Here is a 17,903-nt window from a genome sequence, read left to right as displayed (position 1 = left end):
GATTATCCAACAACTTCTTTTATTTTCTTCAAAAGTTCAGAGGCATCAATTGGTTTGGAAACATACCCTGAAAACCCGCACTCCTCAATTTTTTCCAAAAGATCTTGTTTAGCAGCAGCTGACAGTGCTAGAACTGGAACTTTTGAAATTGTTTTAATGATAGAAGTAGCTTCAAAACCATCCATTACAGGCATTTGAATATCCATCAAAACACAATCATAATTATTTTTGGAAACAGCTTCTACGGCCTCTTGGCCATTGAACACCCTGTCGTAATCTAGCCCCCATTTTTTGATGATCTTTCCCAGAACCAAGGCATTGACATCATTGTCCTCAGCCATCAGGAGTTTGACCTTTCTTAGGGACGTTTCGGCGGGTATCAGAGAGGTAGTAATCGGGGCAGAGACTTTGCCGATTTTTTCAAACTCAACTTCAAAGTAAAATACCGAACCAACTCCTAATTCAGAATCTATACTAATTTTAGCGTCCATTTGTTCCAGCAATTTTTTAGTGATGGAAAGTCCTAGGCCTGTTCCGCCATATTTTTTGCTGAATGAATGTTGTATTTGGTCAAATTGGTCAAATATTCTGGCCTGATGTTCTTTGGCTATTCCTATGCCAGTATCCTTGACTTCAAAATACACCTTAGCTTTACCATCTCTGCTTTCCTTTAATTTCAAAGTAACATCAACCCTTCCATTATTGGTGAATTTGAGTGCGTTGGTGATCAAGTTGTTTAACACCTGTGCCAGCCTGACTTTATCTCCTTTGACATCAATGTTTAACTCTTCAAGCATGTGAAGGGTAAGCTTATTCCTGCTGTCTTTGGCATGAAATTCAAGTCCATTGATGACTTGGCTCACTACATTTTTGAGATTCATGGGATTGTTTTCCAACGTCAATTTACCGGCTTCGATTTTTTGATAATCCAACAGGTCGTTGATCATGATGATCAAATTGTCCACTGCGAAGTTGATCGTATTCAGTGCTGAGGCTTGAATGGAAGTATGATCGTCCTGTAGCAGCGAGTATACTGATCCTGAAATTGCATTCAATGGTGTTCTCAGTTCGTGGCTGATCATTGACAAAAATTCGGATTTGATCTGACTTGCTCTTTCTGCCTGTTCCCTGGCATTCTTCAGATTATTCTCAAATCGCTTCTGTTCGGATATATCTGTAAGATATCCATACCAAACCACGTCACCATTCTCCAGAAGTTCAGGTTTGGCAGCGCCCAAGACCCACTTATATCCGCCATTGATTGGCTCAACTAACCTAAACTGACAGGTCCATGGCTTTAATGTCCTTGCAGATGCAACTGTTGAAGTCAAAACCTGTGCAATATCTTCAGGATGGACTTTATTGATAGCCTGACCGATATTTTTCATGTTGTTGAATTCATCCTCTCTTACACCCAACAAATCCTTGATACCCGGACTTAGATAAGAAAAAGTCATCTCACCGTCTTTATCCAAAACAAACTGATAAAGCGCACCAGGCACCTGTTCAGTCAAGTGAAGTAAAAAATCTGAAGATTCCTGCAGGGATTTTTCCAAAACAATCCTATCGGATATATCTCTGACAAAGGATATAATATACTTTTTACCCTGAATTTCTATAAGGTTACAATTTACTTCTGCCTGATATTCATTTCCGTTCGATTTCTTAAATGCACTCTGATAAATCTTGCTTCTTTCATTAGTCAAATGGGAAACATGGGCTACCCAAGCTGAGTCCTCGATGAAGTTGGTATCAAAATCACTTATCAATGCCCCACTATTTTTAGCGTGGGAAATATCAAGTTTTTGGTCAGCCTCCTGATTTGTAAAAATGATTTTTCCGGAAACGTCAGTTACCAAAATAGCTTCTGGTGATAGGTCAAACATTTCTTTGAAAAGACCCAACTCGTTTAGAATATTGTATTCATCTGAGATATCCTGAAAAGTCCCATACGCTTTACTGACTTCATTGTCTTTGAAAAGCGCTTTTCCCAAAATCCTTACCCATTTTTCACTTCCCTTCTGGGTCCTAATTTTAGCTTTGAGGTCAAAGCCATTTCCTATTGCCATCAGTTCTGTCATGGCTTTTTGTATCTGAACTCTATATTCAGGTAGAAAATAAAGGATGGTCTGGTCTATGGTGAAAAAAGTAGGTTGATCTATTTCATGGATAGCGTATAATTCTTCACTCCAATAGATTGTGTTTTCGGGTAAGGAAATTTCCCAAACACCTGATTTTGAAACTTTTTCTCCAAGTTTGAACAGCTCGTGTTTCCATTCTCGATCTACAATTGCCAATTGCTCTGAACTGATATCTCTGCCGATGATGTAAAATTTGCCTTCAATAAAATTTACCTGCCAATTCATCCAAATATAATCGCCTCCTTTATGGAGCATTCTGGCTTTAAATTGACTTTGATGGGTTCCTTCCTTTACATCCTGAATTAGCTTTTGCGCTTTTTCCAGGTCTTCCGAATGGAAAAACTGACATAATTCCACATTGGTGACTTCCTCCTGAGAGTATCCCAACAAGGACTCAACAGACTCACTGACCCAAGAAAGAAAATTTTCCTGCCCGATTCCAATAACGTCATTCCAGTTTTTAAGAAATTGGTGAGTATCCTTTTTTGAAGGCATGCCTTTACTTTTCAATTCCTTTCCTTTGTAAAAAAGGAAATAATTGGAACCGTTTTCCTGTGGCAACTCCAAGTTGAAAACAAACTCTCTTTCTTGAAAATCAATGATCAATTCTTCATTGAAAATGTAGGAATTGATATCAAGTCCCAAGTTGACCAAGGTCTTTTCTTCCATGAATTGGCCAATCCCTTTATCAAAAGCAACATTGGTGTAAAAAATATTATAGGGATAAGTATCATCAGCCAAAAAAACCATCTCAGATGATTCATATATGATCTTTTTGAATGTATTATTGATACCTCTTTCTTTCATCAGAAACAGCAAAATGGGGTGATAAGAAAACTTTTAGAACTCGGGTGATAAGTTTTAAAATAATATATTGCTGTAAACATACATTAAATTGTTTTTTGTACCAAACATATTGTAATTAAAAATATAAAAAAAGTTATTAGGATTAAATTCCAAATTCTACCTGAAACATTCCCGTCCAAGAATTTCCTGAATTATCCAAATCAGGGAGCCCTTCAAGCCATTTATATCCAAAATTACCTTGCAATTTTATCCTATGACCTCTAATATAATACGTATACCCCATCAGTACTTCATCTACCCTCTGCTGAAAAATAGCTATCTGATCTTTGGGTACTATATAAGAATAACGAAGTGCTATTTCGGAATTCTGATAGATCATTTTACTCAACTGAATGTTGATACCATGACCAACCTGAACAAATCTAATCTCTCCCGCTTCATTACTTGTAAATGGATCAGCAGAAGTTCTTTGCAGGTATTCAGCAAGTATCGCATTCCCTTTATATTTGAAAACACCGTCGAGGATAAAACTTTCAATCGTCCTGTTTTCAAACAATTCCTCACCCAATTGGCCCGAAGTTTTATTGGCCCTCACATTTTTTGAGTAGCTCATTCCGATCGAAATTTTTGGCAGAGGCTCAAACTCAAGATCCCCTTCGGAATAATCCCCATTATTCTGAAACAAACCCAAAGGCAAATACTCTACCCTGCCCGTATAAGCAAGACCGTTATTGATAGCAGAGGCATTCCTCCCATCTCCTGTCGAAACAACTCCCTTCAATTCTAAATAAGAATCTTGTTTCAGTTTTTTGGTGTAATAGGCAAAAAACCCAAAATCTCTATCAATATTAAACATAGCACCTGCAATGGACCTATCTGCAAACTGAAGATTTCCTGAACTTGTGACCCTTTGTCTGTTACCTGGTAATTTGGACTGTCCAAAACCAAAATAGAGGTTGTCTGCCACGAAATAATAAATAATTGCATCCCTAACTGGTTGGGCTATCACTGAGGACTCTAGATCAAGATCTGCTTTGGAAAATGCCAACTGAATATAATACTGTAATTTGGGATTTCCTACAAATCCATCAAAACGAAGACGCAGTCTTCTTACCCTCATTTCAAAAGCATTGATGGTAAATTCATCTCCGCCAAGTGTATTCAATCCTGCCCTGTTCTGCATTCTAAATCTTAAATTCATCAAAAAAAGAGAATCCTTATAGAATTTGATTCCATCATCAATATTTAGTAGCGCCCTTTCGTCTGATTCGACAGTTTGCCCAAAGACTAATCTATTTGGAAAAAAAATGATTGAGACCAGAATGAAAATAAAAAATAATCTTCGTGTTTGTTCGTAAGATTTAAAATTGGTTCCCATATTTTGATACTTTGTTACAATTTAATATCCTATTATCATTTAAAACAAAAAAAGGCTGTGATTTAAAATCAACAGCCTTTTCACTTCCAAATTCCTTGATCAAATTCCTGCTTTGATCAGGTTAAGAGCAGAACCTGCTTTAAACCATTCGATTTGTCCAGCATTATATGTATGGTTGACTTTGATTTCGTGCTTGCTACCATCAGCATGGTTCAACAAAACTGTCAATTGTTTTCCGGGAGCGAAGGAATTTAAACCAACAATATCAATGGAATCATCTTCTTGAATCAGGTCATAGTCTGAAGGATTTGCAAAAGTCAAAGCCAACATGCCTTGCTTTTTAAGATTGGTTTCATGAATTCTGGCAAAAGATTTTACGAGAATTGCCCTTACGCCCAGAAATCTTGGCTCCATGGCTGCATGTTCTCTTGAGGAACCTTCACCATAGTTTTCATCCCCCACAACTATAGTCCCTTCTCCATGCTGTTTATATTGACGTTGAACAGCCGGCACTTCGCCATATTCACCATTCAACTGATTTTTGACTTTATTGGTCGCCTCATTGAAATAGTTTACCGCTCCAATAAGCATGTTATTGGAAATATTATCCAAATGACCTCTATACCTTAACCAAGGACCTGCCATTGAAATATGGTCAGTTGTACACTTTCCTTTTGCCTTAATCAATAATTTCAATCCTGTAAGGTCATTTCCTTCCCAACTTTTGAAAGGTTCAAGCAATTCCAATCTATCAGAATTAGGATCTACAATCACCTCCACAGAAGAACCATCTTCTGCGGGTGCCTGGTATCCGGCATCCTCTACAGCAAATCCTTTTGTTGGTAATTCGAGTCCTGAAGGCTCATCCAATCTGACCTGATTTCCTTCTTCATTGATGAGGGAATCTGTCATTGGGTTGAAAGTGAGGTCCCCGGCGATTGCCATTGCTGTAACTATCTCTGGAGAAGCGACAAATGAATGGGTATTTGGATTGCCATCTGCCCTTTTTGCAAAGTTTCTGTTGAATGAAGTTATGATGGAATTTTTTTCCTGCTTTTCAGCACCATGTCTTGCCCACTGACCAATGCAAGGCCCACAGGCATTTGCCAAAACCACACCGCCCATATTTTCAAAAATGTTAAGGAATCCATCTCTCTCCACTGTAAACCTAACTTGTTCAGAACCTGGCGTAATTGTATATTCTGATTTGGCAACAAGCTTTTTGTCCACTGCCTGTTGTGCCAATGATGCTGCTCGGGAAATATCCTCATAAGATGAGTTGGTACAGGAGCCAATAAGCCCCACTTCCAATTTGGCAGGCCATCCGTTTTCTTTTACTGCCGAAGCAAATTTTGATAAAGGCCATGCCAAATCAGGGGTAAAAGGACCGTTGACATGTGGTTCCAATTCCGATAGATTGATCTCGATTACCTGATCAAAGTATTTTTCCGGGTTTGCATACACTTCTTCATCACCCGTCAAATGTGACTTGATTTCATTGGCCATATCAGCAATATCCCCTCTTTCAGTACCTCTTAAATAAGCTTCTGATTTTTCGTCATAGCCAAAAATTGAAGTGGTAGCTCCTATTTCAGCACCCATATTACAGATCGTACCTTTTCCGGTGGCAGAAAGTGATTTAGCGCCATCTCCAAAATATTCTACGACTGCTCCTGTACCTCCTTTGACTGTAAGGATACCGGCTACTTTTAAGATGACATCTTTTGCTGAAGTCCATCCTGAAAGTCTACCTGTTAATTTAACACCTATCAATTTCGGGAATTTGAGCTCCCAAGCAAATCCTGCCATCACATCACAGGCATCTGCGCCCCCGACTCCAATCGCAATCATTCCGAGACCTCCGGCATTTGGAGTATGAGAGTCTGTACCAATCATCATCCCACCTGGAAAGGCATAATTCTCCAAAACAACTTGATGAATTATACCGGCACCCGGTTTCCAGAATCCTATTCCATATTTATTTGAAACTGAGGAAAGAAAATCATAGACCTCTCTGTTTTTATCTTTTGCTTTGTCAAGATCAGCAATAGCCCCCACTTCAGCTTGAATCAAGTGGTCGCAGTGTACCGTAGAAGGCACTGCTACTTGGCTTCTACCCGCTTGCATAAATTGAAGCAAGGCCATTTGGGCAGTTGCATCCTGCATGGCAACCCTATCAGGATTAAAATCTACATAGGACACTCCCCTTTCATATGCTTGGGAGGCTTCTCCCTCTGAAAGGTGTGCATACAATATTTTTTCCGTCAAAGTGAGGGGTCTACCCACAGCCTTTCTTGCTGTTTCAATTCTAGAGGGAAACTTTGCGGAGACCGCTTTGATCATTTCTAAATCAAATGCCATTGAAAATAAAGTTTATAGTGTGAAAAGGATTTCATTTATTCGATCGCAAAGATAAAAAATCGGGTCTAAAATAGAAGTAAAATTGAAATAGCCTTGGTTATTTATTATACAGCATTACAGGAGTGGTTTAACATATCAAAATCCAGATCCCAATTCCAAAAACCAAAAGCCCGCACAAAAAGAAATAAATCGTATATCTGAGTATTTCTTTTGCGGAAACTCCAGTGATAGAAAGAAGCGGCAAAGCCCAGAATGGCTGTAGCATATTGGTCAATTGATCACCATAGGCAAATGAGAGAATCATTCCTGCAGGATCAACTCCCAACTTCATAGCACTCTCCATAAGTATCGGACCTTGTATGGCCCATTGTCCCCCGCCCGAAGGAATAAACAAATTGACAACAGCGGCACTGAAAAAGGATGTCAAAGGAAGTGCCTCAGGAGAAGATATATGAATCATCATGGAACCTAAATCTTCCAAAAACCCAGAATATTTGATCATGCCCATAATTCCTGCATAAAATGGAAACTGAATCAGAATGTCAGTTGCACTTTTCAATCCGGCTTCCAGTGACATAACATAATCCTTCAAGTTTCTATAAAGCAATAAACCGATACCCAATAAAAGGAAATTGACAAAGTTGAGGTCAAAAAACCCAAGATTGCCCTGCTCTGCAAAAATGAAGTCAGAAAGACCTAAGCCAAGAATCAATAAACCGATAATTATTCCCAAAAAACCTTTACCCGATTTCAATTTATTTTTTTTAGCTGAATTCCGAGTTGGAAGATTAAATACTTTTGGCTTTCTTTTACTTAGAATAAACAAAGTCAACAGCAATGACACCACCAAAACCAAATTGACCAAAAAATTCTGGCTAGAGAAAATAGTTTCAGATACTGGCAACAATCCAATCGTATGCTCCAAAAAGTGTCCTTTCTCAGCGACTTTCAGGGTAGAAGAACCTGAAAGCCCTGAATGCCAAACCATCATCCCCAAATACCCTGCTGCACAAATCAGGGGATAATTGATCTTAATGCCATTATTATAATTTATCTCACCGATTTTACGGGCCAAAACAGCACCGAGAACCAAACCAAAACCCCAATTGATGTATCCAGCAACCAAGGTTACAGATCCAGTTATCAATACAGCTTTTAAATTATTGTCAGCAACTTTGGACAATTTGGTAATCCATTTATTTACCTGTTCTGATATCGCCAATGAATAGCCAAAAACTAAAATCAAAATCATTTGCAAGGTAAACTCAAGTAGCTCCCAGAAACCTTTTTGCCAATATTTAAGTACTTGAAAGCCATAAATTGAATAGGTCGGGTGTTCCGGTTTTGTAAAAAGCCAAACCATGATAAAAACAAATCCAGTCAATCCCAGTGCTATTTCAAAAGTGGAGGGGAAACCTATTTTTATTTTTTTTCTTTTTACCAGATCCATTGTAAGAATATTTCGTCTCATCAAAATAACGACCATTGATTTTGATCTTTAAACATAACAGGTTTTTGTCGTATTGGGAATTATGAGAAAGAAGGCTTAATGCTAAAGGCTATATCTGAGTTGTGAAAAGTTATTTTTTGGATAAAAAATGTTTACTTTGAATTAACTTATCATCATCTCAGAATTAGATTGGAATTGAATATTTTTTCCATTACCCTTTTGGTTTCAGGAATATTAGTTGCTGGAATTTCCTCTGTAATTATTTACAGAATGAAAGATGCTGTCCGATGGTTTGCGGTCACCATGCTGCTTGTTGCCATTTGGGCATTGGGATATGGCTTGGAACTTATGAGTGAGACTCTTGAAGCAATGCTTTTTTGGGTAAAAATTGAATATGTAGGCATTGCACTTGCTCCAGGAACATGGATTTGGTTTTGTTTGAAGTATACTGGATTAGAAAAATGGCTTAACTTCAAAACAGCCTTAGTAGTTTTCGCTATCCCAATTATTACCTTTTTGATAATCTTGACCAATGAATTCCATCATTTACATTACAAGGAAGTATCTGTATATGACTTAGGTCCTTTTCCATTATTGGAAATATCAATCGGCCCATGGTATTTGGTCCATACCACTTTTTTTTATTTGTCGCTTTTGTTCGGGAACATTCTTTTGCTTATCAAATTTAAGAATGCAGACAGCATATACAGAAAACAGATCAATCTATTGATTTTTGCAGGCGTTGTTCCTTGGTTTTTCAATGTGATATATCTGTTGGGATATAGACCTTTTGAGCATATTGACCTAACACCGTATGCATTTTTGTTTACCTACATATTTATTGGAATTGCATTGCTGCGTTTTGAGCTTTTCAATATCAAGCCTATTGCAAGGGATAAAGTGTTTGAACTGATTACCAAAGGAATACTTGTTTTTGATCCAAATGAAAAGGTGATTGATTATAACCATGCCATTCTAAAAGCACTCAAAAAACCCAAGGACAAATTGATCGGCAAATCAATGGGTGAATTGTTTGAAAATAAACCTGAACTGATAGCAGTCATCCAGAAGAGAGAAATATGTGCATTGGAACTTGAACTGGATTCTGACACCAATAAAAGTGAGTTTAGAATAGAGTGCGTCCCCATTTTGGACAAAAAGGACATCTTTAGTGGCATGATGGTTCTATTTGAAAACATCAGTGCTGAGAAAAAAACACAACGGCAATTGCAATATCAGGCCGATGAACTTATCAAAACCAACTCTCTCAAGGATAAACTTTTTACCATTATCTCGCATGATCTTAAAGGCCCGATACTTGGCGTAAGAGAACTCATTCGGCTAACGAATGAAGGAGTTATTGGAAAAGATGAGTTTTTCAAAATTCTTCCTGAAGTAAACAAAAACATGGATTCTGTTTCCATTTTACTAGAGAATTTATTGGCCTGGACTAGCAGTCAACTCAAAGGTGAGGTGGTCGAAAAACAGGAATTTAACCTTGAGGAACTGCTTCAGGAGCAATTTAAACTATTTGATAAAACAGTAAATGAAAAGGGGATATTTCTGAAAAAAGTCAAATACTCCCAAGGGGACATTGTCGTTTTTGCGGATAAAAACATGATCGACTTGGCAATCAGAAATCTGATCAGTAATGCAATTAAATTTTCCGGATTAGGGGATACAATTTCTGTAATTTTAAAAGAAAAACCTGAATCGGTTTATATCAGGATCAAAGATACAGGTTCTGGAATTCCTCCTGAAAATCTGGATAAACTGAGAAGAAAAGAATCCATCAGCACATTGGGTAAAAACAAAGAATCAGGCACAGGATTGGGATTATTATTGGTACAGGACTATATCGAAAAAAATGGAGGTCATTTGTATATTCAAAGCACCTTGAATGAAGGTAGTGAGTTTAGTTTTTACCTGCCAAAAAAATGAATGCCTGTTATTAGGAAAGGTTTTGCAAGAATTGAAGCGTATCCACACCGTCAGCATAGTCATCTAATCCAGGGCATTGTGCTGTACCGAAATCCAAACTGCCCGGGTACCAGCTTTTTAAAGACACAATGCATTGGATTTTTTCCTTTTCCTCTGATAATCTTAAATTCAACTCCTCCAAATCTGCGTACAGTTCGTAATACAACACCGCTATGGGAGAAACCAAAGCGTTACTTTCCTTCATAAGCAGAAATCCATTATCCAAATGGGGATCCTTGTTGACCAAGAAAATAGATTTATTGTATTCGTAGTTGTTGTGGTATTTGTGATTGTGTGCCACGTCTCTGAACTCTGCAATAGCATCAAGGAATTCGATTAATGTATCATTATTCCTGACATAAAGTTTGGATACATTTCTGCAGCCTAATCCGTAATATTGAAAAACATCCTTGCCTAGGTCCCTAAAGTCATTTGGTTTTTCAATGCCATCCAAAATCCCAACTGAGGTCCTGTTTTTTCGGATAATGTGAGGGTACCTTCCAAAATAGTATTCAAAATACCTTGCTGAATTATCGCTTCCAGTCGCAATGTATGCATCTTTGGATTTCAACATCTCTTCTACTGAAATCAATGGATCAAACCTTGGCTCCAATGCGATCAATTCCTTTACAAGCCAATTCATGAGCACCTGATCCGAAGAACTCAGCTTGATACAAGCTTTGTGACCGGAAATCAACACACATAATAAGTCGTGAAAACCAACCGCGGGAACATTACCGGCCATCAAAACACCTATAGATTTTATTTTTTTGACAGCCTTTAGATCATAGGAACTGAGCCAGGATTCAAAATTTTCTTTTTGCAGATTGATTGAAATGGTCCTAAGAGCATCTTCCGTCTGAACAGGAGTGAACCATGTATTGTTGTTTTGGATGTTACTAGACAGGATTTCAAACTCCTCCCTATCCAATTCATTTATCTTTTTCCCGAGCTTAACAAATGCTTCAATTCTATCTTCCAGCGTCATCATTATTCGATTTTGGGCAAAGATATTCAAAACAGATTTAAAAAAATTTTGATAGATTGAATATAAATTAATTAGTATGACAACTTTTTTTTACGTGATTTGTTATTTGATTATTAATTTTGCTCAACAAATAGATACAACATGGCTATAATGATAACCGATGAATGCATCAATTGTGGTGCATGCGAACCTGAATGTCCAAATACTGCCATCTATGAAGGAGGTATAGAGTGGACATGGGCTGGAGGTACAAAACTAAAGGAAGTTACACTTGAAGACGGTACTGTAGTAGATGCGAATCAAAAACAGGAACCTGTATCAGATGAATTCTACTATATCGTAACAGAAAAGTGTACGGAATGTACCGGATTCCATGAGGAACCGCAGTGCGCAGCTGTTTGTCCTGTAGATTGCTGTGTGGACGATCCCGAGCATAGGGAATCTGAAGATGTCCTCATGGCCAAAAAAGATTATATGCACGGAGAATAAAAGAGGGAAATCCCTCTTTTTTTTATATCTTAAATCATGGTCACGCAGGTTTTTTTGGCGGCAAAAAACTCTGAAAAAAAATAAGTTTTTAAAAAAAACTGCATAATCCCTTGAATATGTTTTTCGAATTGATTTAACTTGTCTCGCTAATATTTAAATAACCAAACATTTTAAAACCTTGCACAGTGGAAGATCATAGAGGAAATGACAGAGAAGAAATCTTCTCAAAAAGAGTAAAGGCCGGTAAGAGAACTTACTTTTTTGATGTGAAATCTACAAAATCCAACGATTATTATTTGACCATCACAGAAAGCAAAAGAAGGATGAAAGATGATTCTTTTGTTTTTGAAAAGCATAAAATATTTCTGTACAAAGAAGATTTCGGTAAATTTATCGATGCATTACAAGATGCTGTTGATCATGTCAAAAATGAGTTGCTTCCAGATTTCGATTTTTCCCAATATGACAAAGATGAATCGGAAAATGAGTTTGATGATGAATTGAAGTGGGATTAATTCCACTTTATGACTAGCTTAAAAAGGATACATCTATAAACGAACCCGGTTGAATTTCTGACCTGATATTCGTAACAAATTAGATGTATCTTTTTCTTATTTAATTATCACGATCTATATGAAAAGGCCGGTCATTTACCTTCTTATTGCCATTATATTATTTTTATTGGCAGGCTGGTATTTTGCAAATATTACTTTATATCTGATATTTTCTCTAGTCATTGCAGCCATATTGAGGCCTTTGACCAATAGAATCAATTCTTTTCATTTGATGGGACAGCATGTCCCAAGGTGGGTATCCATCATTTTGTCATTTGCTTTGGTCATCAATATCTTTTTTCTGATCAGCCTTTTGTTCATCCCTCTTATTTCTGCGCAAATACAAGTCATATCCTCCTATGACTTGGATTATCTTTATGAACAAATCCAGAATCCTGTCGGAAAAATCGAGGATTTATTGATTCAATACGAAATAGTCAAGAGTGAACCTGGTTTTTTGATCATGCAGGTGAGGGAAAATATGATTACCAGTTTCAGTGCAGTCAATTTTCAGGGAATTATCAATACAATAGTAAATACAACAAGTTCTTTATTAATCGGCATCATGGCTGTCAGCTTTATCACTTTCTTTCTTTTATTAGAGAATGGCATGTTGAGAAAAAACCTGATGAACCTGATTCCCAATGCATATTTTGAATTGGCTGTATCTACTTTCAACAAAGTAGAAAGACTCCTATCAAATTATCTGGTAGGTTTGCTGATTCAGATCACTTGTATTTTTTCTATTGCTGCTATCGGTCTTACCTTGATGGATATCGATTATGCGCTGACAATCGCAATGTTTGCAGCAGTAGCCAACTTGATTCCCTATGCAGGTCCTATTTTAGGTGCTTCCTTTGGGGTTATTGTTGGTTTATCCACCGGAGATTTTAGTGGTTCCAATCAAATCGGTCTGATGATTTTTAAAATTCTTTCTGTATTTGCTGTGGTACAGATTACGGACAATGTCATATTACAACCATTGATTTTTTCTAAATCTGTAAAAGCGCATCCTCTTGAAATTTTTGTTGTTATCTTTGCCGGTGCAAAAATCGCCGGTATCCTCGGGATGATCCTTGCAATCCCGGTTTATACCATTATCAGAGTGTCCGTGATGGAATTCTATGTTGGTTATAAGGAATATAAAATTTTCAAAATTTAAAAAAATAACAATTAATGGCTTTACAATGTGGTATCGTTGGACTTCCCAACGTAGGAAAATCTACTTTATTCAATGCGCTTTCAAGTGCCCGTGCGGAGGCTGCTAACTTTCCATTCTGTACCATCGAACCCAATGTCGGGGTAGTGACAGTTCCGGACAGGAGACTTAATGTTTTAGAGCTTTTGGTGAAACCCAACAAGGTGGTTCCAACGGTAATTGAATTTGTGGATATTGCAGGATTGGTAAAAGGCGCAAGTAAAGGCGAGGGATTGGGAAATAAGTTTTTGGCCAATATCCGGGAGGTTGATGCCATCATCCATGTCATCAGGTGTTTTGAAGATGAAAATATTGTGCACGTTGCAGGTAGTGTGGATCCGCTTTTCGACAAAGAAGTCATCGATACAGAACTACAGCTCAAGGACCTTGAATCAGTCGACAAGAAAATCGCCCGAATAGAAAAAATAGCGAAATCCGGAGATGCCAAAGCCAGAAAAGAACTCGAAGTACTACAGTTATTCAAGCAAGGTCTATTGGATGGAAAAAATGCCCGTGCCATTGAAGTAGACAAAGAGGAGTTGGAAGTGGTCCGTGATCTTCATCTTTTGACCATCAAACCAGTACTATATGTGGCTAACGTGGACGAAGGAAGTATTATTACAGGAAATAAATTCGTAGAACAGTTGAAGGAAAACGTAAAGGACGAACACGCTGATGTAATTGTACTTTGCGCAGCAATAGAATCTCAAATTGCCGAATTGGACGAGCCTGATGAAAAAGAATTGTTCCTTTCTGAATATGGCCTCGATGAAAGTGGTCTAAACAAACTGATTTCTGGGGCATATAAATTACTGGACTTGATTACTTATTTTACGGCAGGTGTGCAGGAAGTTAGGGCTTGGACAATCAAAAAAGGCTGGAAAGCCCCACAAGCTGCAGGTGTGATTCATACCGACTTTGAAAGAGGATTCATCAAAGCCGAAGTGATCAAACTAACTGACTACGAAACATATAAAACCGAGGCTGCATGCAGAGAAAACGGTAAAATCGCAATTGAAGGAAAAGAATATGTAGTTCAAGATGGAGATATCATGCATTTTAGGTTCAATGTGTGACAAAAGAATAAAAAAAATTTGTACTTTTGAAGGAAACCAATGTATTTGCATGTTGTTACAAAATTAAAAGTCAAAAAACTCTTTTATTTCATTTTTAATCAAAAACCGTGAGAATAAGATTAATATTTTCGTTAAAAAACAAAGGCGCTTATTTGCCCTTTCATCATCAGTACATCTTGGCTCAATTCCTTAAAGGTTTGATTGTCAAAGGTGGCAAGGAGGAATTTTTCAATTACAATTACTTCAACTTCTCTGGTCTTAAAGGACAGACCAAAGTAAGTAGAAGCGGGCTTCACTATTACTCGAGCTTAGTCACTTTAGTGCTTTCATCACCCAATGAAGAATTTGTGGACTATTTGCTGGAGCAGGTATTTGATACCCCGAAAATTGAATTGGGCAACCTCATCCTTTCACCCGAGTACACCGAACAGGAAACTGAACCTACACTGGAAACATCAAACAAGTTTGTTTGTATTTCTCCATTGGTACTGCTGACTCCTGCTTTCAATGACGAATCAGGAAAGAGATTTATCAATCCCGATACAGATGAATTTTCTGATCTTTTGTATGAATCTACCCTGACCAGAATGGAGAGATCAGGCTGGTATTCCCAGGAACAAATGGAATCCTTCTACAAGTTTCAAGTGGTACCGGATATGAATTATGTAAATAAGCTGAGAGAGCAGCAAAAGAAATTTGCAAGAATCTACTCTGTTTATGACATGGATGTCAAATATGAGGTGAGAGGCTATACCCTACCTTTTACCCTATATGCAGCTCCAGAGGTTCAGGACTTCGTGTTCAAATGTGGTCTAGGTGCCTTTACCCATAAGGGTTTTGGTATGTTGGATCTTGCTAACCATGCAGTGAATCAGAGAACAGAACCATACAAATTCAAAAGAGAAGGCTTTGTCCCTTACAAACCTTCAGACAAGCCTAAGTCTTCCGAATCTGAGGAAAGCGAAGGTACTCAAGAGGAAATCTAAAAAAAGCCCGGTTTTCAAGCCGGGCTTTTTTTTGCCTCCAATCTAATACTTTACAGAGGTAATCCCACGCCGGGTGTAATTTGCAATTACACCCTCTTATCCAAACCGTCCTACAGGAATCATTTGAAAGCGCAGGTTTCCGAGCTAGAAACCCTTGCCAATCCCAGGCCCCTCAAAGGTGCCTTGGGATTCTCTCTGAATATGCGATCTGAAAATAAGGGCTCTTGATTGTTGATTTCCGGGGTATTGATCGTTATGCTTCTTTCAAAAGGTAATCTCTGAGCACTCGACTTGCCCAAACACGAAATTGGGTACCTCGTTTTGAATTGACTGTATATCCTACTGAGAGTATTGCGTCAAGGTTGAAATGCTCAACGTTATAAGTTTTTCCATCCGTTGCAGTTGTTGCATTTTTTGCAACAACTGCATTTTTGTCCAATTCTTTATTCTTGAATATGTTTTTTAAATGTCTGGGAATAATAGATTTATCCCTTTCGAAAAGGTTAGATATTTGATTGAGTAAAAGCCAAAAGGTTTCCCTCTCTTCATCTATTCTTACCTCAATGTATTCGGGTAATTCATTCGTTTGATATAATATGGTTTCGTTTTTGCCAGTCACTGGGCATTTTATTATTTTCAGCGGTAACATGTCAAAACTGGAATCAATCAGGAATGTTAACATTCGCTTTACCTTCTCCAAGCGCTTACAGCTTAAAAACCCCTTCAGAATTAATTATTCTATGTAAACAAATTTGTTTATTTTTGTGATATGGATTCAAGAATTCAACATATCAAAGGAGTTCATCCGGGTGCATTTCTGGCTCGGGAACTAAAGCATAAAGGTTTGGCTAGAGGTCCTTTTGCATTGTCTGTTGGTGAGTACCCTCAGACACTGAGTGCTATTATCCATGGTAAAAGAAGTATGAACACCTCACTGGCATTAAGGATTGAACAATCCTTGGGTTTGGAAGAGGGTACATTAATGATACTTCAGGTTTACCATGATATCAGGGAAGAAAAAAGGAAATTGACTAAGGATATTAAACCTGATTTAAGTAAGCTTAGAAACGGCCTATTCTGGGACACGAAAATTGAGAATATAGACTGGGTTAAACACAAGCGATACGTAATTGAAAGGGTAATGGAACGGGGAACCAATGAGGAGAAAGAGGAGATTAGAGAATTTTATGGATTAAATGCTATTTCCGAACTTGAAATAGATTAAATATGAAATCACTTTACTGGAACACTGTATCGGCAGACCTTGGAGAATGCTTACTTTTATTAATGAATCATCCACTCTTTGATGATTTCAGGCTCGTAGGTGGAACCGCGTTAAGTTTACATTTGGGTCACCGACTGTCTGTAGATATCGACTTGTTTTCTTCAGGGATGCACGGCAGTTTAAACTTTGATTTAATTGACAGTTTTTTGAGATCTCAATATAAATATGTTTCTGCTCCTTTAGGTGTTCCTATTGGCTTTGGCCGTTCATACTTACTCGGAGAAACCTCTGATAAGACTATAAAACTTGATCTGTATTATACTGAACCATATCTTGATCAAGTTGAGATTAATGAATATGTAAGAATGGCAAGCATAAAAGAAATTGCTGCTATGAAGATTGATGTGGTACAAAGAAGAGGAAGGAAGAAGGATTTTTGGGACATTCATGAATTGCTTGATAAGTTCACAGTAAGTCAGCTTCTAGACCTTCACCTGCAAAAATATCCTTACAACCACGAAAAAGAATTGATTTTGAAAAACATGATTGATTTTGATAAATCAGATGATGAACCTGATCCAACATGCCTCAAAGGCAAGTACTGGGATTTGATAAAGTTGGATATCATTGAAGCTGTGAAAGAAATCTAAATGGTAGAAAAGAGGGTTCTAATTCCTCCCCTTCCGGACTTTCTGGTTCAATGGCTTTTTAAGGGATTACTCATTACAAAAGAGCGGGGTTTCAATAGAAAAAAAGCCAATATTCTATATTCCGATATGGAATATTTTTTTATAAATTCTTGTATTTAAGCTAATTCATAGTTTGCGTTGCGTCCCTTTTCATTTACTTGCTTTAAGATGTCTTTTTCCATCAAGTCTTTGATGTCACGCAACGCGGTATCGGTTGAGACCTTGGTCATTTTCGCACATTTTGAGGTTTGCAGTTTACCTTCGAAACCGTCAAAAAGTTTGTTGAGCATGAAGCGTTGACGTTCGTTGATGGGTGTATTTTCATGTAATTTCCAAAATCCGGATTTACGCAATATGCTTTGTGTGGTGTCTTCGGTGGCGAGCATCGCATTTTTCAGGCAATTCAAAAACCAGTCCAACCACTCGGTTATATCTTTTGAACTGTGTTGTACATTTTGTAATACCGCAAAAATGCGGTGATTATTTTCTTTTTTCACCGCTGTAATTTTAAAAAATCAGCTGTTTTTAACCGTCACAGTCGCAATGAAATCGCAAAGAAATTCCTAAGTGATCCTTTGGGT

15 protein-coding genes are annotated in these 17,903 nt (G+C 37.6%); 8 read left to right on the top strand and 7 right to left on the bottom strand.

Annotated elements, in window-relative coordinates; translation table 11 throughout:
• Nucleotides 1–2 precede the first annotated feature (2 nt).
• From HMJ38_RS07690 to HMJ38_RS07675, 4 genes are all read right to left on the bottom strand, one after another.
• On the bottom strand, nucleotides 3–2,948 hold the full coding sequence (locus HMJ38_RS07690; protein ID WP_194973792.1) for a PAS domain S-box protein: 2,946 nt from the start codon (nucleotides 2,946–2,948) through the stop codon (nucleotides 3–5).
• 142 nt (nucleotides 2,949–3,090) lie between these two features.
• Nucleotides 3,091–4,326, bottom strand: coding sequence for a porin (locus HMJ38_RS07685; protein ID WP_194973791.1), 1,236 nt, complete (start codon nucleotides 4,324–4,326; stop codon nucleotides 3,091–3,093).
• Between the two features lie 99 nt (nucleotides 4,327–4,425).
• The gene (locus HMJ38_RS07680; protein ID WP_194973790.1) at nucleotides 4,426–6,687 is read right to left on the bottom strand and encodes an aconitate hydratase; all 2,262 of its coding nucleotides are present in this window, start codon (nucleotides 6,685–6,687) and stop codon (nucleotides 4,426–4,428) included.
• Nucleotides 6,688–6,814: 127 nt separating this feature from the next.
• On the bottom strand, nucleotides 6,815–8,137 hold the full coding sequence (locus tag HMJ38_RS07675) for a TIGR00366 family protein (RefSeq protein ID WP_194973789.1): 1,323 nt from the start codon (nucleotides 8,135–8,137) through the stop codon (nucleotides 6,815–6,817).
• Between the two features lie 195 nt (nucleotides 8,138–8,332).
• On the opposite strand from HMJ38_RS07675, the gene HMJ38_RS07670 reads away from it, so the two are divergent.
• A complete protein-coding gene (locus tag HMJ38_RS07670) occupies nucleotides 8,333–10,078 on the top strand; it encodes a sensor histidine kinase (RefSeq protein ID WP_228779941.1) in 1,746 nt (581 codons plus the stop codon).
• A gap of 10 nt (nucleotides 10,079–10,088) precedes the next feature.
• On the opposite strand, the gene HMJ38_RS07665 is transcribed toward HMJ38_RS07670, so the two are convergent.
• Nucleotides 10,089–11,108 (bottom strand): acyl-CoA reductase, encoded by a 1,020-nt coding sequence (locus tag HMJ38_RS07665; protein WP_317174501.1) that lies wholly within the window; start codon nucleotides 11,106–11,108, stop codon nucleotides 10,089–10,091.
• A gap of 138 nt (nucleotides 11,109–11,246) precedes the next feature.
• Here HMJ38_RS07665 and HMJ38_RS07660 point away from each other — a divergent pair, with 138 nt between their 5' ends.
• The 5 genes from HMJ38_RS07660 (at nucleotide 11,247) to cas6 (ending at nucleotide 15,408) form a co-directional block, all read left to right on the top strand.
• Nucleotides 11,247–11,594: a 4Fe-4S binding protein gene (locus tag HMJ38_RS07660; RefSeq protein ID WP_194973788.1), complete on the top strand. Its 348-nt coding sequence runs from the start codon at nucleotides 11,247–11,249 to the stop codon at nucleotides 11,592–11,594.
• A gap of 185 nt (nucleotides 11,595–11,779) precedes the next feature.
• Nucleotides 11,780–12,109, top strand: coding sequence for a DUF3276 family protein (locus HMJ38_RS07655; RefSeq protein WP_194973787.1), 330 nt, complete (start codon nucleotides 11,780–11,782; stop codon nucleotides 12,107–12,109).
• 118 nt (nucleotides 12,110–12,227) lie between these two features.
• On the top strand, nucleotides 12,228–13,310 hold the full coding sequence (locus HMJ38_RS07650; RefSeq protein ID WP_194973786.1) for an AI-2E family transporter: 1,083 nt from the start codon (nucleotides 12,228–12,230) through the stop codon (nucleotides 13,308–13,310).
• Nucleotides 13,311–13,324: 14 nt separating this feature from the next.
• Complete coding sequence (gene ychF, locus HMJ38_RS07645) at nucleotides 13,325–14,422, top strand: redox-regulated ATPase YchF (RefSeq protein WP_194973785.1); 1,098 nt, start codon at nucleotides 13,325–13,327, stop codon at nucleotides 14,420–14,422.
• 107 nt (nucleotides 14,423–14,529) lie between these two features.
• Entirely contained in the window at nucleotides 14,530–15,408 is an 879-nt protein-coding gene (gene cas6, locus HMJ38_RS07640; RefSeq protein ID WP_194973784.1) for a CRISPR-associated endoribonuclease Cas6, read from the top strand.
• Nucleotides 15,409–15,661: 253 nt separating this feature from the next.
• On the opposite strand, the gene rhuM is transcribed toward cas6, so the two are convergent.
• Entirely contained in the window at nucleotides 15,662–16,108 is a 447-nt protein-coding gene (rhuM, locus tag HMJ38_RS07635; protein WP_228779940.1) for a RhuM family protein, read from the bottom strand.
• A 69-nt stretch (nucleotides 16,109–16,177) separates the two neighbouring features.
• On the opposite strand from rhuM, the gene HMJ38_RS07630 reads away from it, so the two are divergent.
• Together HMJ38_RS07630 and HMJ38_RS07625 are read left to right on the top strand one after the other, a co-directional pair.
• Nucleotides 16,178–16,633 (top strand): helix-turn-helix transcriptional regulator, encoded by a 456-nt coding sequence (locus HMJ38_RS07630; RefSeq protein WP_194973783.1) that lies wholly within the window; start codon nucleotides 16,178–16,180, stop codon nucleotides 16,631–16,633.
• Nucleotides 16,634–16,635: 2 nt separating this feature from the next.
• Nucleotides 16,636–17,283: a nucleotidyl transferase AbiEii/AbiGii toxin family protein gene (locus HMJ38_RS07625; RefSeq protein ID WP_194973782.1), complete on the top strand. Its 648-nt coding sequence runs from the start codon at nucleotides 16,636–16,638 to the stop codon at nucleotides 17,281–17,283.
• Nucleotides 17,284–17,438: 155 nt separating this feature from the next.
• Here the strand turns inward: HMJ38_RS07625 and HMJ38_RS07620 are convergent, their stop codons facing one another.
• Nucleotides 17,439–17,819 carry a Fic family protein gene (locus tag HMJ38_RS07620; protein ID WP_194973781.1) on the bottom strand — a complete coding sequence of 127 codons (381 nt, stop codon included), beginning with the start codon at nucleotides 17,817–17,819 and terminating at the stop codon, nucleotides 17,439–17,441.
• Between the last annotated feature and the right edge of the window lie 84 nt (nucleotides 17,820–17,903).

The sequence above is a fragment of the Aquiflexum lacus genome (assembly GCF_015476655.1).
GTDB classification, from domain to species: Bacteria; Bacteroidota; Bacteroidia; order Cytophagales; family Cyclobacteriaceae; genus Aquiflexum; species Aquiflexum lacus.
The sequence above is the reverse complement of the archived record's forward strand: the minus strand, read 5'-3'. Positions and strand labels throughout refer to the sequence as shown.